The organism is Geobacter sp. DSM 9736, from assembly GCF_900187405.1.
Taxonomy (GTDB): domain Bacteria; phylum Desulfobacterota; class Desulfuromonadia; order Geobacterales; family Geobacteraceae; genus DSM-9736.
The window spans coordinates 206,998-228,676 of sequence record NZ_LT896716.1 but is presented as its reverse complement, the minus strand read 5'-3'; the positions used below and the strand labels follow the sequence as shown (position 1 = coordinate 228,676).

At 58.7% G+C, this 21,679-nt stretch carries 15 protein-coding genes; 13 read left to right on the top strand and 2 right to left on the bottom strand.

The genetic code is table 11. The annotated features are described in order from the left end of the window. Positions 1 to 503 precede the first annotated feature (503 nt). The 13 genes from CFB04_RS01030 (at position 504) to nikR (ending at position 13,797) form a co-directional block, all read left to right on the top strand. Positions 504 to 2,198 carry a DUF3373 family protein gene (locus CFB04_RS01030; RefSeq protein ID WP_088533534.1) on the top strand — a complete coding sequence of 565 codons (1,695 nt, stop codon included), beginning with the start codon at positions 504 to 506 and terminating at the stop codon, positions 2,196 to 2,198. 63 nt (positions 2,199 to 2,261) lie between these two features. Beyond that, on the top strand, positions 2,262 to 2,585 hold the full coding sequence (locus tag CFB04_RS01025) for a hypothetical protein (RefSeq protein WP_088533533.1): 324 nt from the start codon (positions 2,262 to 2,264) through the stop codon (positions 2,583 to 2,585). A 71-nt stretch (positions 2,586 to 2,656) separates the two neighbouring features. After that, positions 2,657 to 4,021: a cytochrome C gene (locus CFB04_RS01020; protein ID WP_088533532.1), complete on the top strand. Its 1,365-nt coding sequence runs from the start codon at positions 2,657 to 2,659 to the stop codon at positions 4,019 to 4,021. 107 nt (positions 4,022 to 4,128) lie between these two features. Then, positions 4,129 to 6,324 carry a molybdopterin-dependent oxidoreductase gene (locus CFB04_RS01015; protein ID WP_088533531.1) on the top strand — a complete coding sequence of 732 codons (2,196 nt, stop codon included), beginning with the start codon at positions 4,129 to 4,131 and terminating at the stop codon, positions 6,322 to 6,324. A gap of 1 nt (position 6,325) precedes the next feature. Then, positions 6,326 to 7,483, top strand: a complete 1,158-nt coding sequence (gene nrfD, locus CFB04_RS01010) for an NrfD/PsrC family molybdoenzyme membrane anchor subunit (protein ID WP_088533530.1) — start codon at positions 6,326 to 6,328, stop codon at positions 7,481 to 7,483. Between the two features lie 2 nt (positions 7,484 to 7,485). Beyond that, the gene (locus CFB04_RS01005) at positions 7,486 to 8,202 is read left to right on the top strand and encodes a 4Fe-4S dicluster domain-containing protein (RefSeq protein WP_088533529.1); all 717 of its coding nucleotides are present in this window, start codon (positions 7,486 to 7,488) and stop codon (positions 8,200 to 8,202) included. Between the two features lie 84 nt (positions 8,203 to 8,286). Then, positions 8,287 to 8,511, top strand: a complete 225-nt coding sequence (locus tag CFB04_RS01000) for a hypothetical protein (protein ID WP_088533528.1) — start codon at positions 8,287 to 8,289, stop codon at positions 8,509 to 8,511. Positions 8,512 to 8,757: 246 nt separating this feature from the next. Continuing rightward, complete coding sequence (gene cbiM / locus CFB04_RS00995; RefSeq protein WP_088533527.1) at positions 8,758 to 10,128, top strand: cobalt transporter CbiM; 1,371 nt, start codon at positions 8,758 to 8,760, stop codon at positions 10,126 to 10,128. Continuing rightward, the gene (locus CFB04_RS00990) at positions 10,125 to 10,583 is read left to right on the top strand and encodes a hypothetical protein (protein WP_088533526.1); all 459 of its coding nucleotides are present in this window, start codon (positions 10,125 to 10,127) and stop codon (positions 10,581 to 10,583) included. The genes cbiM and CFB04_RS00990 overlap by 4 nt, the downstream gene beginning before the upstream one ends. 28 nt (positions 10,584 to 10,611) lie before the next feature. Beyond that, a complete protein-coding gene (locus tag CFB04_RS00985) occupies positions 10,612 to 11,583 on the top strand; it encodes a hypothetical protein (RefSeq protein ID WP_088533525.1) in 972 nt (323 codons plus the stop codon). 9 nt (positions 11,584 to 11,592) lie between these two features. Next, entirely contained in the window at positions 11,593 to 12,516 is a 924-nt protein-coding gene (locus CFB04_RS00980; RefSeq protein ID WP_088533524.1) for an energy-coupling factor transporter transmembrane protein EcfT, read from the top strand. An 11-nt stretch (positions 12,517 to 12,527) separates the two neighbouring features. Continuing rightward, a complete protein-coding gene (locus CFB04_RS00975; protein ID WP_088533523.1) occupies positions 12,528 to 13,385 on the top strand; it encodes an energy-coupling factor ABC transporter ATP-binding protein in 858 nt (285 codons plus the stop codon). Continuing rightward, the gene (nikR, locus tag CFB04_RS00970) at positions 13,378 to 13,797 is read left to right on the top strand and encodes a nickel-responsive transcriptional regulator NikR (RefSeq protein WP_088533522.1); all 420 of its coding nucleotides are present in this window, start codon (positions 13,378 to 13,380) and stop codon (positions 13,795 to 13,797) included. Before CFB04_RS00975 ends, nikR begins: the two co-directional genes overlap by 8 nt. Before the next feature lie 231 nt (positions 13,798 to 14,028). Here nikR and uvrA read toward each other — a convergent pair whose 3' ends face one another. Together uvrA and CFB04_RS00960 are read right to left on the bottom strand one after the other, a co-directional pair. Then, positions 14,029 to 19,749, bottom strand: coding sequence for an excinuclease ABC subunit UvrA (uvrA, locus tag CFB04_RS18475; RefSeq protein WP_088533521.1), 5,721 nt, complete (start codon positions 19,747 to 19,749; stop codon positions 14,029 to 14,031). Positions 19,750 to 19,923: 174 nt separating this feature from the next. Further along, positions 19,924 to 21,558: a methyl-accepting chemotaxis protein gene (locus tag CFB04_RS00960; RefSeq protein ID WP_088533520.1), complete on the bottom strand. Its 1,635-nt coding sequence runs from the start codon at positions 21,556 to 21,558 to the stop codon at positions 19,924 to 19,926. Positions 21,559 to 21,679: the final 121 nt, after the last annotated feature.

The following is a 21,679-nucleotide window of genomic DNA, read 5'->3' as shown; positions in this document are numbered from 1 at the left end:
AGTAGCAGACCGTCAACAGTTTTAATAAAAAAATAATAATTAGCAAAAATAGGCCCGTACGGGCAGGTCCGGAATTATCAAGCAGACCGGGGCACCCCGGGAGAATTTGATGACGCCCGTACAGCCGGATTTTAATATCTGCAAGATGAGGACCACCTCCGGCAGCAGTCACCGCCTCACCCTACCAACATCCGCAGCAGGCCGGTGCTCCGGCGACAGCCCCCCTTACTCCCTTCCCGACAGCCAAAATTTTCACTAAAGGATGAAATACGCATAAGACACATCACCCTCCGCCAAATAACACCCTAATACAGCATTTTCGCTATATCCAAAAAGATGCATTTCTGAAAGTGGCCGGACTGTAGCCCATATAGCAAGGGCACAATATTTGCTTTTCACTATATATTTTCCGTCCGATATCTTCCCCTGGATATATTTTTCTAAAAAGATATAAAGCCGAACCGATACATTACGCAGCACAATTCATACGGAAAGGAGAGCATATGCGAGCAACTATTCGCACCATCGTGACCGGCACCCTCGCCGCCGGGTTGGCACTGCCGTTTGCGGCACAGGCCGCGGACCAGGACCTCCAGCAAAAGCTGGATGCACTGTCGAAGGAAGTGGAGGCACTTAAGCAGCAGACAAAGAAGGAGCAGGAGAAATCCCTCAACCGCTGGCTCACCATCGGCGGTGACTACCGGTTCCGGGTGGACAGCCTGCGGGGAAAAACAGCCCCCTATATCGACGTGAACAGAACTTTCTCATTCGCCCAGGACCAGATGAACCTTGGTTTCGCGGGCAACCCCGTTCTATTCGGGCCAGCGGTGGCTAATTTCATGAACTTCCAGTCTGCCATGAGGAACGCCACGACCTACAGCGCCGCCAACACCTTCCTCGCAACCCACGGCGCTCCCGGCGGACTTCTCGATCCGGCCAACCCCGGAGGGCTTTTCGCATTCGCTCAACAGACCCCATCCTACAAGCCGAAGAACGATACCCTTTACACCAATCGCCTTGGTCTCGACCTGCATGCGAAAGCAACCCAGGATGTAACTGTGAACGTCCGTCTTCTCATGTACAAAACCTTCGGGTCCAACACCGATGCTGCAGTCACCGGCAGCGGGAATCCCTATTTCGCGGACCGGGTAGGGGTCTTCGACGGCACCCTCGGCCATATCCCCTCCTCCGACTACGTCAACGTCGATCGGGCGTATGCTACCTGGGCAAACATAGGCGACGAGCCGGTATGGTTTTCAGTCGGTCGCCGTCCCTCCACCAATGGAATACCGGAGCACCTCCGTCTCAATACAGAGCGCCCCGGCAACGGCGGAACCCCAGCTCTGCTGGTGGATTACGCCTTCGACGGCATGACCCTGGGATGGGCCCCCGACATCGAGGCTCTTCCGGGCGCGTACGGAAAGATATGCTACGGGCGGGGCTTCGATTCAGGCATCGAGAACCCGGCAGGCAATACGCTGCGTGACACCGACATGCTGGGGGTAGCAATCGTCCCGGTCGACACCGACCCGCTCCGTATTCATCTCCAGTGGAATCGCGGCTTCAATATCTTCGACTTTCCGGAGATGCGGAGCTCCGCTTTCGGCGATACCGCACCCAGCGTCAATCTCGGGGACATCGACTGGTTCGGCACCGGCGTCCTGAGCACCCTCAAGAAGGTGGGCCCCGGCAATCTTAATGTGTTCGCGGAGTTCGGTCTCAGCGTGACCCATCCAAACGACAATGTCTCCGCCAATGCAGGGTTCCAGGGGCTCATGACCGGCTCTTTCTTCAACCCCGAAGCCCCCAGTGACAAAACCGGCTGGGCCACGTACGTAGGTGCCCGTTACGACCTGCCGACCGGGACAAAGATCGGCGCGGAATACAACCACGGCTCCAAGAACTGGATCACATTCGCACCTGCCGCAGACGACATGTGGACCGCCAAGGCGGGAACCCGAGGCAACGTCTACGAGGGCTACCTCATCCAGGATCTCAACCTGAAGCCGATCTCCTCATACCTGTCCAAGACCTTCTTCAAGGTCGGCTACCAGTATTACGACTTCGAGTACACCGGCAGCAACAACTGGGTCGGAGCTCCCGTCAAGATATCGAGCCTGAACGGCCAGCAAATGCAACTCCTCACCCCGCTGAAAACCGCGCAGAACATTTACGCTACCTTCGAAGTCAAATTTTGATCCATCGGGCGGGCGCATCATGCGCCCGCCTACAAACAGCGTCACCGTATAAGGAGAAGAACCATGAAGAAGCTGGTAAGCGTTTTTACTTTCGTCACCCTCATTGCCCTCGGCATTTCCTACGGCAACATTGCTCATGCGGAAGAGGTGAAGATGGTAGGCGTCATCACCAAGATCGAGGTCGCCGGCAAAGACGCCAAAACGGCCACCATCGTCCTCAAAGACAACAAAACCGATGAACTTGTCACTGTCGTCGTCAACGACGAGCTTACCCTCGACAAGTTCAAGGACAACCGTATCGTCGAAGGGGACGAGATCCGCTGCAAGTACGAAACGAAAGAGGGGCAGAACATCAGCCTGATCTTCAAAAAGACGGCGGGCTGCTGAGAAAAAAGGCGCCCGCACAGGAGCGTCTCACCGAGCACCCGCACCAGGCGGGTCGAAAGAAAGGCAGGGAGATGAAACCGGCATATCGTTGGATCGCGGCATCGGCAGCGCTTCTCGTTGCGAGCACCGCATTTACCGCGGAACACCCGGGTAAGGAGTACATTGAGAAGAACGGCTACAAGGGCCCGGCCACCTGTGAGGAATGCCACCCCGGCACCGCCCGAAAATTCCTCGATACCGTCCACTGGAACCATGCTTCGAAAGTTGCCAATGTGGACAACCTGGACCCGAACAAAGAATACGGAATGAAGAACCGCGTCTACACCTTCTGCAACGGGAACGACATCGTCAATGACCTGAAGGAAACTCCGAAAAATGCCGCAGGTAAAACCAAGATTACCGGGTGCAGCAGCTGCCACCCGGGGAATCACCTGCAGGGGGTGGGAAGCACTGGTCCCGAAGCGGAAGCAGCAATAGACTGCCTCGTCTGCCACTCCTCCGACTACGATTTTCGCCTTAGGAAACTCTCGAAAAACGAAAAGGGAGAGGTGGTGATGGGGCAGGACCGGACGGTTAAAGCCGCCATGTCGGTGGGCAAACCCGGGATAAAGAACTGCATGGTCTGTCATGAATCCGCGGGAGGAGGCGTTCTCGTAAAGAGAGGATTCGCTTTCACGAAGGAATACGACGTCCACGCCGCGAAAAAAATGGTCTGTGTGGACTGCCACAAGGCCAAGGACCACAAGATTCCCACGGGTTACGACCCCAACAACTGGGCCAACGACGGCGTCCGGGTCTCCTGCCTCGACTGTCACGGCGACAAGCCGCACAAAGACAGCGACTACAACCGGCATACCGCCAGGATCGCCTGCGAGACATGCCACATTCCCCGCACCGGCGGAGCCTTCGCCAAGGATTTCACCAAGTGGGAGATGGGTAGCGACAAGTTCTACGAGCCGACCACCCTTAGAAAAGAGGTCAACGAGAACGTCCCGGTCTATGCCTGGTACAACAAGACGGTGGAAAACATGCCGCATCTCATCGGCCCGAAAGGGAGCAGGACCGACAAGGCAAGCAAGATATACCCCTTCAAGATGTACCTGGGGAAAGGTTACTACGACGAGTATACCGGCCAGCTTCTCGCAATGGACTTTGCCCAGCCGATGGCTACCGGGGACACCCTCGCAGGCATAGCTTCGGCAGCGAAGACCCTGGGCATCGAGAAATACAAACCCGTTCCGGGATGGCAGACCATCTACTTCTCCATAAGCCACCTGGTAACGAAGAAGAAAGCACTCACATGCGAGAACTGCCACGCGGCCAACGGAGTCCTCAACTTCAAGGCCCTCGGCTACTCCGACTATGAAATCCTGCGTCTCACGAGCCCGGCTGTCTACTTCGAGAAGCTGGCCGAGAAGCAGAAGGAAGATTGGTAAAAAAAATTAAACTCAGGTTGAGGTCTCCGTTCGCTATTCTCACAGGTTGAGGTTAAGTGATTCCCTTAACCTCAACCTTAACCTCAACCTGCCTTTTGGAGGTGTGCATGCCCAGGTTCACCCGCAGATCGTTCCTGAAAATATCGGGCGCTGCGTCAATAGGACTCACCGCAGCCAAAGTGCCCCAAACCGTCCTCTCATGGGCGGAAGAAACAGGTAACGAAGAGCTGAAAAAAGTCCCCACGTTCTGCGAGCTCTGTTTCTGGAACTGCGGGCTAGTCGCCAAAGTCGAAAACGGCAAGGTGATAAAGGTCGATGGAAACCCGCTGAGCGAACGGGGACGAGGCCGTCTCTGCGGCCGGGGTAATGCCGCTCTCGGCTCCCTGTACGACCCTGATCGCCTCAAGTTTCCCCTGATCAATACCGGAAAGCGCGGGGAGCCGAGATGGAAGCGTGCCAGCTGGGACGAAGCGCTCGGCGTCGTAGCAGGAAAGCTCCAGGCAATCAGGGAAAAATACGGGCCGGAAGCGGTGGCGCTTTTCTCCCACGGCACCGGAGGCGCTTTCTGGAAGCATCTCCTCAAAGCCTACGGCAGCCCCTACTACACCGCTCCCTCCTTCGCGCAGTGCCGCGGTCCCCGCGACGTCGGCTTTACAATGACCTTCGGCACCGAACTGGGCTCCCCCGAATTCTACGACTTCAGCGAAAGCAGATACATCGTCCTCCTGGGGTGCCACCTCGGGGAAAACGCCCACAACAGCCAGGTTCAGGATCTCATTCATGGGCTGAACAAAGGGGCCAAGCTCTGCGTGGTAGACCCCCGACTCTCCAACATCGCCGGGAAAGCCGACCATTGGCTCCCCATTCGCCCGGCCACCGACCTGGCGCTTCTCCTGGCCTGGATCAGGGTCATTGTAAACGAGGAGCTGTACGACGCGGAGTATCTTAAGGCATATGCCATGGGACTTCCCGAGCTCAAAGCAGCCGTGCAGGACTACACCCCCGAGTGGGCCGAGAAGGAAACCGACATACCTGCTGCGACCATCGTCAATGTCGCCCGCGAACTGGCGGCCCACAAGCCGAACGTCATCATATCGGGCGGGCGATTCAGCGCCTGGTACGGCGACGATGCCCAGAGAAGCCGCGCCGTGGCTCTCCTGAATGCGCTTCTGGGCAGCTGGGGAAGGCCCGGCGGAATCTACCTGCCGGCAAGCGGGAAGGTTCCCGAATATCCAGGCCTGCCGGAGTACCCCGAGCACCGCGAGGATCTGCCTGCACTGGATGGCGCCTACCCCTTCGCCCTCTCCCAGACCACAACCTCCATCCGGACCGCGGCCATCACGGGTGAGCCGCACCCGATCAAGGGATGGCTCGTCTACGGCTGCAACCTGATGAAGACCATGCCCGACACGGCAGAGACGATCAAGGCGATCAACAACCTGGACCTTCTCGTCGCCATTGACATTCTTCCCGCCGACATCGTGAAATGGGCGGATGTAGTCCTCCCCGAATGCACCTATCTCGAGCGCCACGACACCCTCAGCCTCGGAAAATTCAAGGAGTTCGAGGTAGCCATCCGCCAACCGGCGATAGACCCGATGTGGGAGAGTAAGCCGTCCTGGTGGATTACGAAGGAGCTTGGAAAAAAAATGGGGCTCGAAGCGTACTTCCCATGGAAGGATGGGGAGGAGTATCTGGCAAAACGTTGCGAGGCGGCAGGAATAAGCTATGCCGAGCTGAAGGAGAAGGGGGTGGTGAAAGTCCCCGGGACATCCGCCCCCTACATCACGCCACTCAACCAGCCCACCTTTGAAACCCCCTCGGGAAAGATAGAGCTCCATTCAGCGCAGCTGGCCGAGAAGGGATTCGATCCGGTGCCCAGGTACACGCAGCACGAGCAGGCACCGTCAGGCTTTTTCAGGGTCCTCTTCGGGCGATCACCCCTCCACACATTCTCCCGGACCACCAACAATTTCATGCTCACCGACCTCACGCCGGAGAACTCCGTATGGGTAAGCGCAGTGAAAGGGAAGGAGCTGGGGCTGCGGGACGGGGACTACGTCCGGCTGGAGAACCAGGCGGGATACAAGTCGCCGGGCAGGATCAAGGTAAGGTTGACGCAGCGGCTTCGCCCAGACTGCGTTTACATGGTTCACGGTTTCGGAGTTCGCTCGAAAGGGATGACCCGGGCCGACAACAAAGGGATCGGCGACGAGGAAATGCTGGCGAAGTACACCATCGACCCTCTGATGGGGGGAACCGGAATGAGGTCAAACTTCGTCAAGATCGTGAAGGAGGGATAGCATGCAATTTTCCGGTGTCGTTTTCCCCGACAGGGAAAGACTGTCGAAGGCGTTTTCCGATGTTCTCAAGGGGAAGGGGGGAATCCCTTTCTATCTTTCCCTGATCGGGCTCGTCGTCGGCTTCTACGCCATAGCCACCATTTTCATCCAGGGGCATGCCAAGACCATCAACACGAGCAACCTGGTCCCGTGGGGGCTCCAGATATCCACCTACATCTACTTCGCGCTCCTCTCCACTGGCTGCACCTTCGTCAATTTCTTCGGCCACGTCTTCTTTGAGGAGAAATACCGCCCCTTTGCCTCCCGGATCATATTCATCGGCATCATTACAGCTGTCGCCGCTTTTTTCTCGCTGGCGACGGAGATGGGGCGCATCGACCGGATGTACAACTTCCTGCTGTCGCCCAACCCGAAATCGCCGATGTTCTGGATGGCGGTCTGGTACACCTGTTACGTCCTGATCATCACGAAAGAGTACATCAACATCCAGACGCACCGGCACTCGAACAGGGTGATGTGGGGTGCGTTCTTCACCGCAGTGATAACGCACAGCACACTGGGCAGCCTCCTCGGGACGGTCAGCTCCCGCGTCTACTACTACAGTGCGATCATGCCGATCTACTTCCTCTTCATCGCCTTTCTGACCGGATGCGCCCTTACCACCGTCATCGCCGCCCGTACCGTGAAACGGAAGAATCTCAACGCCGACTATCACCTTTCTCCGTTCGTCGTGCTGCTGAAAATCGGCCTCGGCCTCGCCCTGATACTCACTTTCTGGCGCACCACCGTCGGGCTGACCGGGCATATGGCGGGGTCGGAAGTATTCTCTCTTACCCTCATCAACAGCTTCGTTTTCGGAATCGTCATCGTGATCATCATTCCGTATCTGCTGCTCAAAGTCGGGAAGGGACCGAACTGGCTGATGTTCGTAGGCATCTTCATCATGGTCACGCAACTGAAGGCGCGCAACGACCTCGTCATAGGGGCCTTCAAGATTCCGGTATTCCGGGTCTACGAGATGCCGGAGGTGGTGCACTACTCGCCGTCAATCTATGAATACCTGGTGGTCGTCGCTTCGGCCTCTCTGGTCACGGCAGTCTACAGCATATTCAACCGCTCCGGCGTCTTCGATCCCCACCCCGCCAAGGAGGTCAACTGATAATGGAACAGTTCGAAGGTAAAGATATTCTTGACATCATGCGGGAAGACCTGCAGCGGGCACTCAAGAAACCGCGCAACCAGCGCCGCTGGGCGATGGCCATCGACCTGAAGAAGTGCATCGGCTGCCATGCCTGCACCACCGGCTGCATGTCGGAAAACCTCACGCCTCCAGATATCCACTACCGGCCGGTGAAGGAGGAAGAGACCGGCGAGTTCCCCAACACGTCGATGCGGTACCTGCCGCGCCCCTGCATGCAGTGCGAGAATCCCACCTGCACACCGGTCTGCCCGGTGACAGCTACATACGTCCGCGACGACGGGATCGTCTATATCGACTACAAGAAGTGCATTGGCTGCCGCTACTGCATCGTCGCCTGTTCCTACGGTGCGCGATCAGCGGACGTTGGACGCTACTTCACCGGGGATATGAAGAGGGAGACGTACGAAGTCGAAAACTCAGGGGAGTACGGCAAGACCTTCAAAAGGAAGAGCCACTGGCATTCTCCCATAGGAAACGCCCGCAAGTGCCACTTCTGCGTTCACCGTATCGAAAAGGGGGAACTGACACGCTGTACGTCCACCTGCCTCGGGCACGCCACCTACTTCGGAGACCTCAACGACCCCCAGAGCCTCATCGCGAAGGTAAGCTCCCGCCCCAACACCTTCCGCTACCGGGAGGAACTGGGAACGAAGCCGATGGTCGTGTATCTTCTTTAACATCTGTGGAAACGCAGGAAGAAACGTGATAATAAACGGTATCGCACCCCGGTGCAGATCCTCATTCCAACCAGGAGGGAAAACATGAAACGACTTGCCGTACTGTTCGCCTCAGCTCTGCTCACCCTTAGCCTTTCAGGGCTCGCAGCCGCCGAGGAAGCGAAGCCTGCGGAAAAAAAGGACGCAGCCGCCGAGGCCAAGCCCGCTAAAAAAGAGAAAAAGAAGAAAGAGGCAGCAGGAGCTGAAAAGAAGGACGCCGAAAAGCCGGCTGCAAAGAAAGCAAAAAAGAAGGAAAGCGCCGGCTGCTGATCCTGCCATCGCTATGGCAAAAGAGCCCCTCCAGACGGAGGGGTTTTTTGTTTGCAGACCCCCCGGGAGAAATTAAATTAAGTTGAACAAATTATAAAATCATGATACTCATGCGCCAGTAGCACGACTAAGCATTTTTGTAACACACTCGACAGATTTCAGTCGTACATTCGACCGGATTATTATATGTTGCGGTAGCACTATTTTGTTTTTCGTATGCGGCCATCAAGACCGCAAGGAGAACCCATGCACATACCGGACGGGTATCTCGGCCCTGTCACCTACGGCGCCTGCTGGGCCGGAATGCTGCCGATCTGGGGCTATGCATCCCGGAAAGTGAAGCTGACCGTCAAGACGGCCGAAGTTCCCTATCTTGCAATGGGAACCGTTTTCAGCCTGGTTGCGATGATGTTCGTTCTACCCCTTCCCGGAGGAACGACCGGCCATATTTCAGGGACAACTCTTGTGGCGATCCTCCTGGGGCCATGGGCGGCGATTGTCGCCGTTTCCGTTTCGCTGATGATTCAGGCGATCGTGATGGGGGACGGGGGCATTACGGCCATCGGTGCAAACTGCTTCAATGTCGCGGTCATCGGAGCGCTGTGCGGCTCCGCCATCTACCGTCTGATTGTGGGTGCAGCAACAAGATGGGGTGAACAGGGGACTACGGTTTCCGCCGTTGCAGGGGCGGTGGCAGCCTACCTTGCCACAAACCTCGGCGCACTGTCGACCGCGGCGATGTTAGGGCTGCAACCATTGATCTACGGCGACAAGCCTGGAAGCGGATACTTTCCTTTTCCGCTGGAAGTAGCCATCCCGGCTACAATGCTGCCGCACCTCACCATGGTGGGCATCCTGGAAGCGACTGTCACCGCGCTGGTGCTGGCATTTCTCACAAAGAAGGGGGTTGCCGTGAAAGGGGGAGCGCAACTGGTTGCCTTATTTGCGGCCGCTCTGTGCATGGGTGCGGCGGCAGCTTCGGCACACGACTACTGGATTGAGAGGATGGGGAAGCATTACGCTGTAGTCTATGGCCATCGTGAGCAGCGACTGGAGTACGATCCCGCGAAAGTGAAGAGGGTCACAGTCTACAATGCCGCAGGGGTGCAGCTGGACTTCAAAAAGGAGGTCCGGTCAAAGGCGATGCTGATCCATCCTTCAGGCAAGGCCTGCCTGATCCTGGCGGACCTGGAGAGCGGCTACTGGTCCAAGACGATATACGGCCTGAAGAATCTCCCAAAGCGCAAGGCAACGCGCCCCATCGAGTCGTTCAAAGCCTACCATTACTCCAAATCGATAGTATCCGCAGGCGAAGCTGCGCTGAAACCTGTGGAAGGGCTGAGACTGGATATCGTGCCGATTCGCAATCCGCTCGACATGAAGGCGGGTGACACCCTGCCACTCAAGGTCCTTTTCGACGGAAAGCCGTACGCGGGAGCACCCGTGGAGGGAGACCACGACAAGATAGGTCAGACCGACGGAGAGGGAACGATTAATGTGACGCTGAAGAAAGGTCGCCAGATCTATACCGTAGAGAGGCGCGACCCGATCAGGAACGACCCGGATGCCGATTACGCAGCAACTACGACGACCCTGACCTTCGAGGTGAACAGATGAGGCCGCTAAGACTTCCCATTACGCTGGCGCTCCTGCTCTTGAGCGCCACCCCCGCCCTGCCCCATTCGATCAATTATCATGTCGAGCAGAAGGGGATGGCAGTCCGCGCATACTATTCGGAAAAGGACGCTGCCGTTTACTCCCAGTACGAGCTGTACGGACCCGGAGATAAAGAACCTCACCAGACCGGACGCACCGACAAAAACGGCTATGTCGGGTTCGTTCCCGACCGTCCCGGAATATGGAAACTGCAGGTGTGGGGCGAGTCCACCCACGGCTTCCATGGGGTAACGACCGAGATCAAAGTGGACAAGGCGCTAGGCCTTGAAGGGTTCAGCAAGCCTATGGTGGCCGCCTACACCAAGTATGTCACCGGCATCAGCCTGATCATCGGCATTTTCGGCATCTATGGTTTTGTGGCGTCAAGGAAGAAGGAAACACCTCCCCGCATTTGATATTCACTGCAATTAACAGGAGAGCACGATGAAGGAACTGATTGCACTACTTGCTCTTATGTTGGTCCCGGCAACCGCTTCGGCCCACCATGGCGGGGTCACGCTCGCTTTCGGCCCCGGCAGCCCCATCGAAACCAGCTCTCCGCTGACGCTGCCCGAGGGGGCGTTCGTTACCGGCGTTCGGGCCGAGCAGGTGGAATGGAGGAGAGTACACGCTCCGGAAGACAAATCATCCTTCACCTTCCTTAACGCCAACTTCAGCTACGGCTTCACCCCTGCGCTCATGGGCACTTTCATCGTCCCGTATTACGTGAAGCGCACGGAGGGCAACGGCTCCAACGCCGGGCTGTCCGACGTGAAGCTGCAGTTCACTTACGGCTTTCACCATGACCCTGCAACAGGGTTCTCACGCAACACCGAGAAGGATTCCGCCATGTCCATGGAATCTCTGGGCGACAGAACATGGCTCACCGTTTCGGCAATGGCGAGCATCCCCACCGGAGACCACAACGAGGCGCTGAATGACGGGACCCTCGACCCCGGAATGCAGACAGGTTTCGGAGCACCTTCATACACGCTGGGAATAGCGGCAGCCCGCGCTTTCGGTCCCTTGACAATGAATGCAGAGCTCAGCACCGACATCTTCACCGAGCGAGATAATTTTCAGTTCGGTTCCGAAGTGCGGGGAAATCTGGCAGGCGTTTACGAACTGTACGGCAACGACAACCTTTTTGTTTCCAGGGTAGACGGCATTCTCGAACTGAACTACCTCCACCTGGAGCGCGACCGTGAAAATGGCGTTGGACTTGAAGGGACAGGCGGAGATATTTTGTATCTCTCTCCCGGCATCAGGTTTTCCCTGCCGTCGCTGCAGAACGCGAACCTGGGCATACTGGTCAAGCTGCCGGTTGCCAGGAGCCTGAACGAGGAGCAGCTCCAGCAGGGCGCCGAAGGTCTGGAGAAATTCCGCCTGATAACGGCACTCACCCTGTACTTCTAGGTAAAATTGATGCAGCCGCTCCCCACCTTTCTTACTAAAGGCGCAACAGCCGCGGCGCCTTCATCCTCCTCCAGGACGGTCAGGACCCAGATCCTGGAAAAGGGAATTCATCATCTCGCCGAGCTGATCCGGAACAGCTACATTCACTGGGAATCTTCCCGGCGGCGCGGCTTGTTGCAGCCGATCGATCCGCGGGTCAAAGTCCTCTTTCTGGTGCTTTTCCTGGTGGTGGTGAGTATCAAACGGACCTTCATGCCGCAGGGAGCTATCCTGCTCATCACTCTCCTGCTGGTTGCCGCCTCCAGACTCGATCCCTTCCCCTTTTTCAGGAAAGCGGGCTGGGCAGCACTGCTTTTCGGCGTGCTGATCCCCCTGCCGTCGCTGTTGAATCTGTTCGGTGACGGGGAACTGTTGTTACCTCTGATCCACCTGCAGCATGAACATCATTTCTGGCAGTACCGCATCCCCTCCACCATCGGCGTGACCCGCGAGGGTCTCCAGGGCATGGGTCTGCTGACCCTGCGCATCGGCAATTCCGTTGCCCTTTCGATGCTGGTGCTGCATACAACCTCCTTTCCCGAGCTGATCAAGGCGCTGCGTGTGCTTCGTGTTCCGGAAAGCTTCGTTGTGGTGATCATTCTTTCCTACAACTATGTCCTTACCTTCAGCCGCACCGTGTTGGACATGCACTTGGCGAAGAAAAGCCGTCTCCTGGGGAGAATGGACGGCAGGCATTCGAGGCGCTGGGCTGCGGGCCGCATTGCCGCACTCTTTCACAAAAGCCGGCTGCGTTGCTTCGAAATTTACAAGGCAATGATCTCCCGGGGGCTCGAAAACAAGAGAGTGCTGCAGCCATTCCCCCCTCTCAGCTCACGCGATCGCCTGGCTTTTGGCATCTCGCTTCTGGCTGCCGCCCTTATTTTGGCGGCGTGAAAGGGAATACGATGGACCCGCTCTTCTCGCTGAAACAGATCAATTACCGGTACCTGGATACGATTCCCGCTCTGGCGGGGGTCAATCTCGAAATCGGCGCCGGCCAGCGTTTTGCCGTCATCGGCGCCAACGGATGCGGAAAATCGACGCTGCTCCAGCTCATGAACGGCCTCATATTTCCGGCAAGCGGCGGCATCACCTTCAGAGGCTATCCCCTCACCGAGGAAACCCTCCGGCAGGAAGGGTTTCTACGCTTCTTCAGGGAGAGGGTCGGCTATGTTTTCCAGGATTCCGATGTGCAGCTCTTCTGCCCTACCGTGCTGGACGAGCTGCTGTACGGCCCGCTGCAATTGTCGATCAGCGAAGAAGAGGCGGAGCAGAGAGCCTTCGAAGTCCTCAAGATGCTCGGCATGGAGAACCATGCGGACCGCCCCACCTATATGCTGTCCGGCGGAGAAAAGAAGCGTGTGGCCATCGGCTCCGTCCTCACCATGAACCCCGAGGCGCTGCTGCTGGACGAACCGACGAACGGGCTCGATCCCCGTACGCAATCATTCCTCATCGACCTGCTGGTTTCCCTGAACGAGGCGGGCAAGACCATAATCCTCGCAACCCACGACCTGAATCTGGTAGCCGACCTCGATATGCACGTGGCCCTGATGTCGGAAGATCACCGGATAGAAAAAATCGGAGCGGCGTCGGAAATCCTATCAGACGAGGACCTGCTGCTACGGACCAACCTGATCCATGAACACCGTCACATACATGGCGGCCGGAGCCATCATCACCGCCACGTCCACGTCGCCTTTCATCGGCATCTCGAAGAACAGTCCGACATCCCGTGCCAAGGGGGCAACACCAATGAGTGAACTGATCCGATTCGGCATCTCCATCGATGCGAAGCTTCTGCAGAACTTTGACCGGCTTATCCAGCAGAAAGGCTACGCAACCCGTTCGGAAGCGCTCCGCGATCTTATCAGGGCATCATTGATAGAGGGGAAACGGGAAGATGACGAGGAACAGATGGTGGGGACTGTGACCCTCGTGTACAACCACCATGTGCGGGACCTTTCAGACAAACTGACCGAGCATCAGCACGCCTACCATCACCAGATAATTTCTGCGCTCCACGTCCATCTCGATGCCCATAACTGCCTCGAAGTGCTGGTGGTGCGCGGAAAAGCAAGGGAGATAAAGAAAATCGCGGATGAGCTGATCGGGGTCAAGGGGGTGAAGCACGGCAAACTTGTCATGACCGCCACCGGCGAGGAATTCCACTAGCAGGCTGAGGAGAAAACTCGTGTCGGAAGCATGTTGAACCACCACTACGGGCCGGCTCGCAAGAGTTTAACTTTCGCAATGTAATCCATAGAGAAGGTTAAAAAAACGAGGTTGTTCAAAAACAGTCAGATTGTCGCACCCGCAGAAAGCCCACGCGGAGGCGTAGCCGCGCTACGCCGCACAAGGCGGCTTTCGAGGACGGCGGCGAGATGGCTGTTTTTCAACAACCTCCTAGAAACTCCTACCCCGCTCCGCGAGAAACTCCGCCACAATCCGTGCCGTATGTGAATCCCCCCTCGCCACCTCTTCCGGCGTCCCCTGCAGGACGATCCTACCCCCGCCGCTACCCCCCTCAGGACCGAGGTCCATCACCCAGTCGGCCTCCGCGATCACGTCGAGGTTGTGTTCGATAACGATCACACTGTTCCCCGCGGAGACGAGGCGATGGAGCACCCGCACGAGCTTTTCCACATCCGCCATGTGAAGCCCGATGGTCGGTTCGTCGAGGATATAGAGAGTAGCGGCCGAGGCGGCAGGGGAACGACGAGTCTTCATTGTCTCGCCGGAGGCCGCTTCCTCCCGCGCCTTGGCAAGTTCCGTAACGAGCTTGATCCGTTGCGCCTCCCCTCCCGAAAGGGTCGGGCTTTGCTGCCCCAGAGTCAGATAACCGAGGCCCACGTCCTGGAGCAGCTGAAGCGGCCTTCTGATGGCAGTATGAGCCTGGAAGAAGAGGAGAGCTTCGTCCACGCTCATGGCGAGGACTTCCGCAATGCTCTTTCCACGGTACCGGACCACCAGCGTCTCCGTGTTGAACCGTCCTCCCCCGCATCGCTCGCACGACACCTTCACGTCGGGAAGGAAGCTCATCTCGATCGTCTTCACCCCCTGCCCTTCGCACTCGTCGCACCGCCCCCCCTTGACGTTGAAGGAGAAGCGGGAAGCGGTGTAGCCGTGCATCCTCGCCTCAGGAGTCCCCGCATAGAGCTTGCGGATGTCGTCCCAAAACCCTACGTAGGTCGCGGGGCAGGACCTGGGGGTTTTTCCGATAGGGGTCTGATCCACTTCCAGGACTCGCCCTATCGCCTCGGAGCCGGTGACTTCAGCACATCCCCTAAGCGGGGCCGCCTTCACCTCCGCCTTCTTGCCCACGAGATTCTTCAGGTTGTCATGAAGCACGTTCCGGACTATGGTGCTCTTCCCGCTCCCGGACACTCCGGTGACGCAGACTAGCCGGCGGAGCGGAAACTCCGCGTCTACTCCCTTGAGGTTGTGAAGCGTGGCACCCAGGACCCGTAACCGGGGCTCCTCAGGAGCGAGCGGAGATCGCCGCTCGAAGATCGGGTGCCGAAGCGGCTCCGCGAGAAACCTGCCGGTAAGCGAATCGGGGGAGGCGGTAATATCATCCAAAGTTCCCTCCGCGACGATATATCCACCATTTACCCCCGCACCCGGTCCCAGGTCGATGAGATGTTCGGCCCGCCGGATCGTATCCTCGTCGTGCTCGACCACCACCACCGTGTTCCCCTTCCCCTCCAGCTTTGCCAGAGTGTCCAGGAGCATCCGGTTGTCCCGGGGATGAAGCCCGATGGTCGGCTCGTCGAGAATGTAGCAGACTCCCCGCAGGTTCGATCCCAGCTGCGCGGCAAGCCGTATCCGCTGGGCCTCCCCTCCCGAAAGGGTCGGGGCCGCGCGGTCCAGCGACAGGTAAGACAGCCCCACTTCCCGCAGGAAAGCGAGTCTCGAACGCAGCTCCGAGAGGATGTCACGTGCAATCTCCCCCTCCCGCCCCTGGAGCTTCAGCGACCGGAACTCCTCTTCCGCAACCTCAACGGGAAGCGCCGAGTAGTCGGCAATCGACCGTTCCCGAAAACGTATGGCCAAAGCCTCGGGCCGAAGCCTCGCCCCGCCGCACTCCGGACATGTCCGCTCCTCCCCCTCCCACCATTCGTTCCACCAGATCTCTTCACCGGTCTGCTCCGCATCGAACCCGGCTATAAGAAGCCCGGTGCCGAAACATTTCTGACACCAGCCGTGCTTCGAGTTGTACGAAAAGAGGCGCGGATCGGGTTCGGGGAAGCTCCTGCTGCAGGAAGGGCAGGCGCGCTTCGTGGAGAAAAGAAGTTCGGGCGGAGCAGGGGCTCGTGAAAGCGTCACCGCCACCTTCACGAGCCCCTTCCCGTATAGAAGCGCCAGATCGACCAGCCCCCGCAACTCCTTCTCCCCACGCGCCGATACGGTCACCTCCCCCACCGGCAGTTCGATATCGTGCTCCTTGAAACGGTCGAGGCGTGGCCACGGCTCGGTGGGGAGGAGCGCACCGTCGACCCGAAGATGATTGAACCCTTTCCCGGCGGCCCATTTGGCAAGGTCGGTGTAGTACCCTTTACGCGCTGTGATCAGGGGAGCAAGCAGCGTGACCCGCTTCCCCCGGAACTCTTTCAGAAGGCGGGCCACGATGGCGTCGGGAGTCTGCGGCGTGATCGGGATGTCGCACTCCGGGCAGTGCTGCACACCGAGCTTCACAAAGAGAAGCCGCAGAAAATGGTGGATCTCGGTCATGGTTCCGACGGTGCTCTTCCTCCCCCCGCGGCTCGTCCGCTGCTCGATCGCCACCGTTGGAGGAATGCCCGTCACCGCATCCACATCCGGGCGTGAGGATGGCTGCACGAACTGCCGGGCGTAGGCGTTGAGAGATTCTAGATAACGCCGCTGCCCCTCAGCAAAGAGAATGTCGAAGGCGACGGTGCTCTTCCCGCTCCCGCTGACGCCGGTGATTACGGTGAACTTCTCCCGAGGGATAGTGATGTCGATGTTGCGAAGGTTGTGCTCCCTTGCTTTCCTGATTTCGATGCCTCTTTGGTCGTGCAAACCAACCGCTGTCCTTGCTCCGCCCGTTGACGACGCTCCGCTCCGCCCCCGGTTCCTTTTGGGTGCTGCGCGAAGCACCTTGAGTTGATCGGCGTACTCCTTCAAAGAGGTTCCGGTGTGGCTTTCGGCGCAGGCGACAATCTGTTGCGGAGTCCCTGCGCAAACAACCTCGCCCCCCCCGTCCCCCCCCTCCGGGCCCAGGTCGATGATCCAGTCCGCCGCGCCGATTACGTCCAGGTTGTGTTCGATCACCACCACAGAATCCCCCTCGTCCAGCAGGCGCCGCAGCGCCGAAAGAAGGCGGTCTATATCCTCGAAATGCAGGCCGGTGGTCGGCTCGTCGAAGAGGAAGAGGGATCGCGTCCCCTTCCGCCTCCGGGAGGCCTCCGCCAGATGCCCGGCCAGCTTGAGCCGCTGTGCCTCCCCCCCCGAAAGTGTGGGAACCGGCTGGCCTAGGCGGAGATACCCGAGGCCAACGGCCTCCAGGGGTTCCAGGGCGCGTAGAACGTCGCGGCATCCGGCAAAGAAGGCGACAGCTTCCGAGACGGTCATATCCAGGACCCGAGCCACCGACCTCCCCTCGCCTCCCCCCGGGGGAAATAGGAAGATCTCCAGAACTTCCTCACGATAGCGGCGGCCGTCACAGTCGGGACAGCGGATGTAGACGTCGGAGAGAAACTGCATCTCCACATGTTCGAATCCGTTTCCCCCGCAGGTGGGGCAGCGGCCGTTCCCCGAATTGAAACTGAAGGTCCCGGCGGTATAGCCGCGCTCCTTGGCGAGTGGCTCAGCCGCAAAGAGCTTCCGGATGGAGTCGAAGGCGCCGACGTAGCTGGCTGGATTGGAGCGGGTGGTGCGGCCGATGGGGGACTGGTCCACCATGACCACCTCTCCCACTGCGTATTCCACCGGCAGATCGGGCAGCGCTGCGTTCATCGGATGAACCTTCCGTTTTCCGTCACCATAGAGGAATCTGATCCCCTGATGCTCTCCAGGTGCCTCCGTCGGCTTTCCGAAGGCTTTCAGGAGCCCCCGGTGCAGGACATCCTCCACCAGTGTGGACTTTCCCGAGCCGGAGACTCCCGTTATGCAGACCAAGCGGTTCAGGGGGATGCGGACGTCGATTCCCTTCAGGTTGTTGGCGGCCGCCCCCGCAACCTCGATCCACCCCGCGTCGCGTGTTGCCGTAGAATGTGCCTTCCCCTTTGCCGGAGCAGTCAGGTCCACACCGGATCCAACCCTCCTTTCGCCGGAAAGATACCGCCCCGTCAACGACTGCCGGTCCCCCAGAAGAGCCGCCGGGTCACCGAAGAAGATGACCTCCCCTCCCTGCTCCCCCGGCCCCGGCCCGATATCCAGTATCCGGTCCGCCGCCAGCATCACCTGCGGGTCGTGCTCCACGACGAGGAGTGAGTTTCCGGCATTCCGCAGCCGCTCCAGAACACCTATTACCCTGCCGATATCCCGGGGATGGAGGCCGATGGAAGGTTCGTCGAGGACGAACAGGGTGTTCACCAGGGAGGTCCCCAGTGACGTCGTCAGATTGATCCGCTGCACCTCGCCTCCCGAGAGAGTACGCGACTGACGGTCGAGGGTCAGATACGGAAGCCCCACGTCGCACAGGTAGTCGAGGCGGGTCCTCACCTCCCTGAGCAGAAGCTCCGCCGCCTCGTCCAATGGCGCCGGGAGGAGGAGAGTCCGGAAAAAATCACGGCTTCGGGAGATCGGGAGGAGCATTACGTCGTGTATCGTAAGGCCGGGCAGCCTGCGGAACACCTCGTCCGTAACGCCCTCCGGCATGAACCGCTGTTGCGGCGGGAGTATATCCGCGGCGTCTCTCCCGCCGATCCGCCACAGGAGTGAGGCTGGCTTCAGGCGGGCTCCCATGCAGTCGGGACACTCATTGTAGGCGCGGTACTTGGAGAGGAGGACGCGAATGTGCATCTTGTACGCCTTCGTCTCCAGCCACTCGAAAAAGCGGCGCACCCCGTACCATACCCCCTCGTCCCAGGAGCCCTCCCCATCGATGACCCACTGCCTATGCTCCTCCTCAAGGTCCCGCCACGGCACATCGATGGGAACACCCCGTCTTCTGGCATACTTCACGAGATCGTCCCGGCACTCGCCGTAACTTCCACTCTGGAATGGCCGGATGGCGCCGTCACCGAGTGTCTTTGCGCCATCGGGAATGACAAGCCCGTAATCGACGCCGATCACCCGCCCGAAGCCGCGGCAGGTGTCGCACGCCCCTACCGGGGAATTGAACGAAAAGAGGTTGGACGTGGGATCGCCGTAGTGGATGTCGCAGTCGGGGCAGTGGAGATCGGCGGAGAAGCGCAGCGTTTCTCCTGTATCCGTCCCGGCATCCCCGGCTCCGGTCACCAGATGCACCGCCACCTGCCCCTTCCCGACCCGGAGCGCTGTCTCCAGGGCCTCGGCAAGTCGGCCCCGGGTCTTTTCCGATACGACGATACGGTCCTGGATCACTTCGATGGTGTTCCCGTCCCTTCGAAGGATACGCACGTATCCCTGTGAAGCTAGAAAACCCTCGACTTCGTCGGCACCGAAATTTGCGGGAACGGTGACGGTGAATGCGACAACAAGGCGAAGGGGCTCCCCCTCGGCACGAGAAAGTATCTGCTCCGCAATGCTTTCGGGGGTGTCTCGGCGCACCTCCCGGCCGCACCCACGACAGAAAAGCCTGGCCGCACGTGCAAAGAGGAGCTTCAGATGGTCGTTCAGCTCCGTCATGGTCCCGACGGTGGAGCGGGAGGTGCGGACCGGGTTGGTCTGATCGATGGCGATGGCAGGGGGGATGCCCTCTATCCGGTCAACCGCCGGGCGGTCCATCCTCTCCAGGAACTGCCGCGCGTAGGGGGAGAATGTTTCGACGTAGCGGCGCTGTCCTTCCGCATAAACTGTGTCGAAGGCAAGTGAGGACTTCCCGGAGCCGGAAACGCCGGTAACGACGATGAGCTCGCCAAGAGGAAGATCTATGTCCAGGTTCTTTAGGTTGTTCTGACGCGCCCCGCGTATGGCGATGACGCCGGTCTCTTTTTCTTGAGAATCAGTATGGTTTTTCATTGCGTATCCGAAAAAAAGCGGCGCCTTTCGGGGCCGCCGTTGGTCTGGTATGACATCTCTATCGAAAAGTCTGTTTGCTCGGTAAAGTGTACAATGTCCGGAGAAAAAAGAACAGGGGGCCCCGGTACCAGACCGGAGCCCCCTGCTTGTCGAAAAGGAGTCAGTTCGCGCCGGCTACGACGCCAGCTTGAATTGCTCAACCACGCTGCGCAGTTCCCCGGACAGACGCGCCAGCTCTTGGGCCTCCGACGCCGTCTCCTGGGTTCCACGGGAGGTCTCGGCGATGATCTGCGTGATCTGCTGAATATTGCCGGCAATCTCGCCCGTGGTGGCAGTCTGCTCCTCGGCGGCGGTAGCTATCTGATTAACCTGCACCGTCACCGCGTCGATCTGGGAAAGGATCTCGTCAAGCGCCCGTGACGATGACTCCGCCTCGTTCGTTCCCCGCTCGACCTCCTTCACTCCTTCATCCATGGACACTACCGCCGACCTGGTATCCCGTTGAATGTCCCTGATCATGGCGCTGATCTCACGGGTCGCCCGGGCGGTACGCTCGGCAAGTGCCCGCACCTCGTCCGCCACGACTGCGAAACCACGCCCCTGCTCACCCGCCCTGGCTGCCTCGATGGCTGCATTGAGTGCGAGGAGATTCGTCTGGTCGGCGATGTCTTCTATAGTGAGAACTATGCTGCCGATCCTGTCGGAGCCGGCCCCAAGGCGCTCGACTGTGGCCGCAGCTTCGCGTACCCTTCCCGCCAGGCGTTCCATTCCTGCAACGGTCTCTTTGACCACCTCCGCACCCTTGACGGCCGAAGAGCCGGCATCCTTAGCCTCTTCAGCAGCCCTGCTGCAGCTGACGGCTATATCGTTGGAAGTAGCCGCCATCTCCTCGCCGGCTGCCGCCAAAGTTACAGCCTGGGCCGACACCTCCTCTGTTCCGTTAGCTATCTGTGCCGCCGATGAGGTCAGATGTCCGGCGCTATCGGCTACCTGTCTGCTTTCTTTGGAAAGGAGCAGCAGAATTGAACGCAGCTTTTCCACCATGATGTTCATGGCATCCGCCAGCCGGCCCACCTCATCCTTCCTCCGCAGGTCCAGGGTCCGGGTCAGATCCCCCTCCGCGATGGCGGTGGCCAGTTCGACGACCTTGGACAGAGGGGCCGTTATCATCCGGGAGATGAAGATCCCGAGTCCAACAGCCAGTGCCACACCAAGACCGACGAACATCATGTTCAGGAACATCACCCGGCTTGCAGTTAGGCTACTCCTCTCCTTGTTCTCTTTCGCCAGATCGATCTTCAGCTCCAGCAGCTTATTGATGGATGCATCGAGCTGCTTCTCGTAATCAAGCCCTTCGCTCCGCATCAAATCCAGTGCCTCGTCCCGCTCTCCTGCGAGGGCAAGGGAAATGATCTTCTCGCGCACGGGACGGTAGCCGGCCAGAACGGATTTCAGATTATTGAACTCCTCTCTGGTGGAGAGGTCGATCATCGCTTCCGCTGCATGTTCAAGATCCTTCTCCAGGAGGATGTCGTTTTTCCTTATAGTTGCGGCATTAGCCTCCATACGTTCCTGACTGTCGTCGAGGAGCATGCCGCGAATGTTGACGCGAGACCTCTGGATAGTCATACCTGCACGTCCGAGGTGGCCGAGAGGTTCGGTATTCAGCTCATACATCTGCGTACCGGAAGCTGTGGATCTCCTCAGGCTGCCGATTCCGATGAACCCGATTATAAGAGTGGTAAGGGCCAGCAGGCCGAACCCGATCAAAAGCTTTGTTCCGATAGTCCTGTTTGCGAACCACTTCATGTCAGAGCCCCCCCTCATTCCTGCAAACAAACTACAGGAATATGTTCGGCCAATGGAGCGGATTCTACAGTATTTTCTGCGCATATAAAACGCGAAGGGGCCCCGTCTGACATGCAGACGG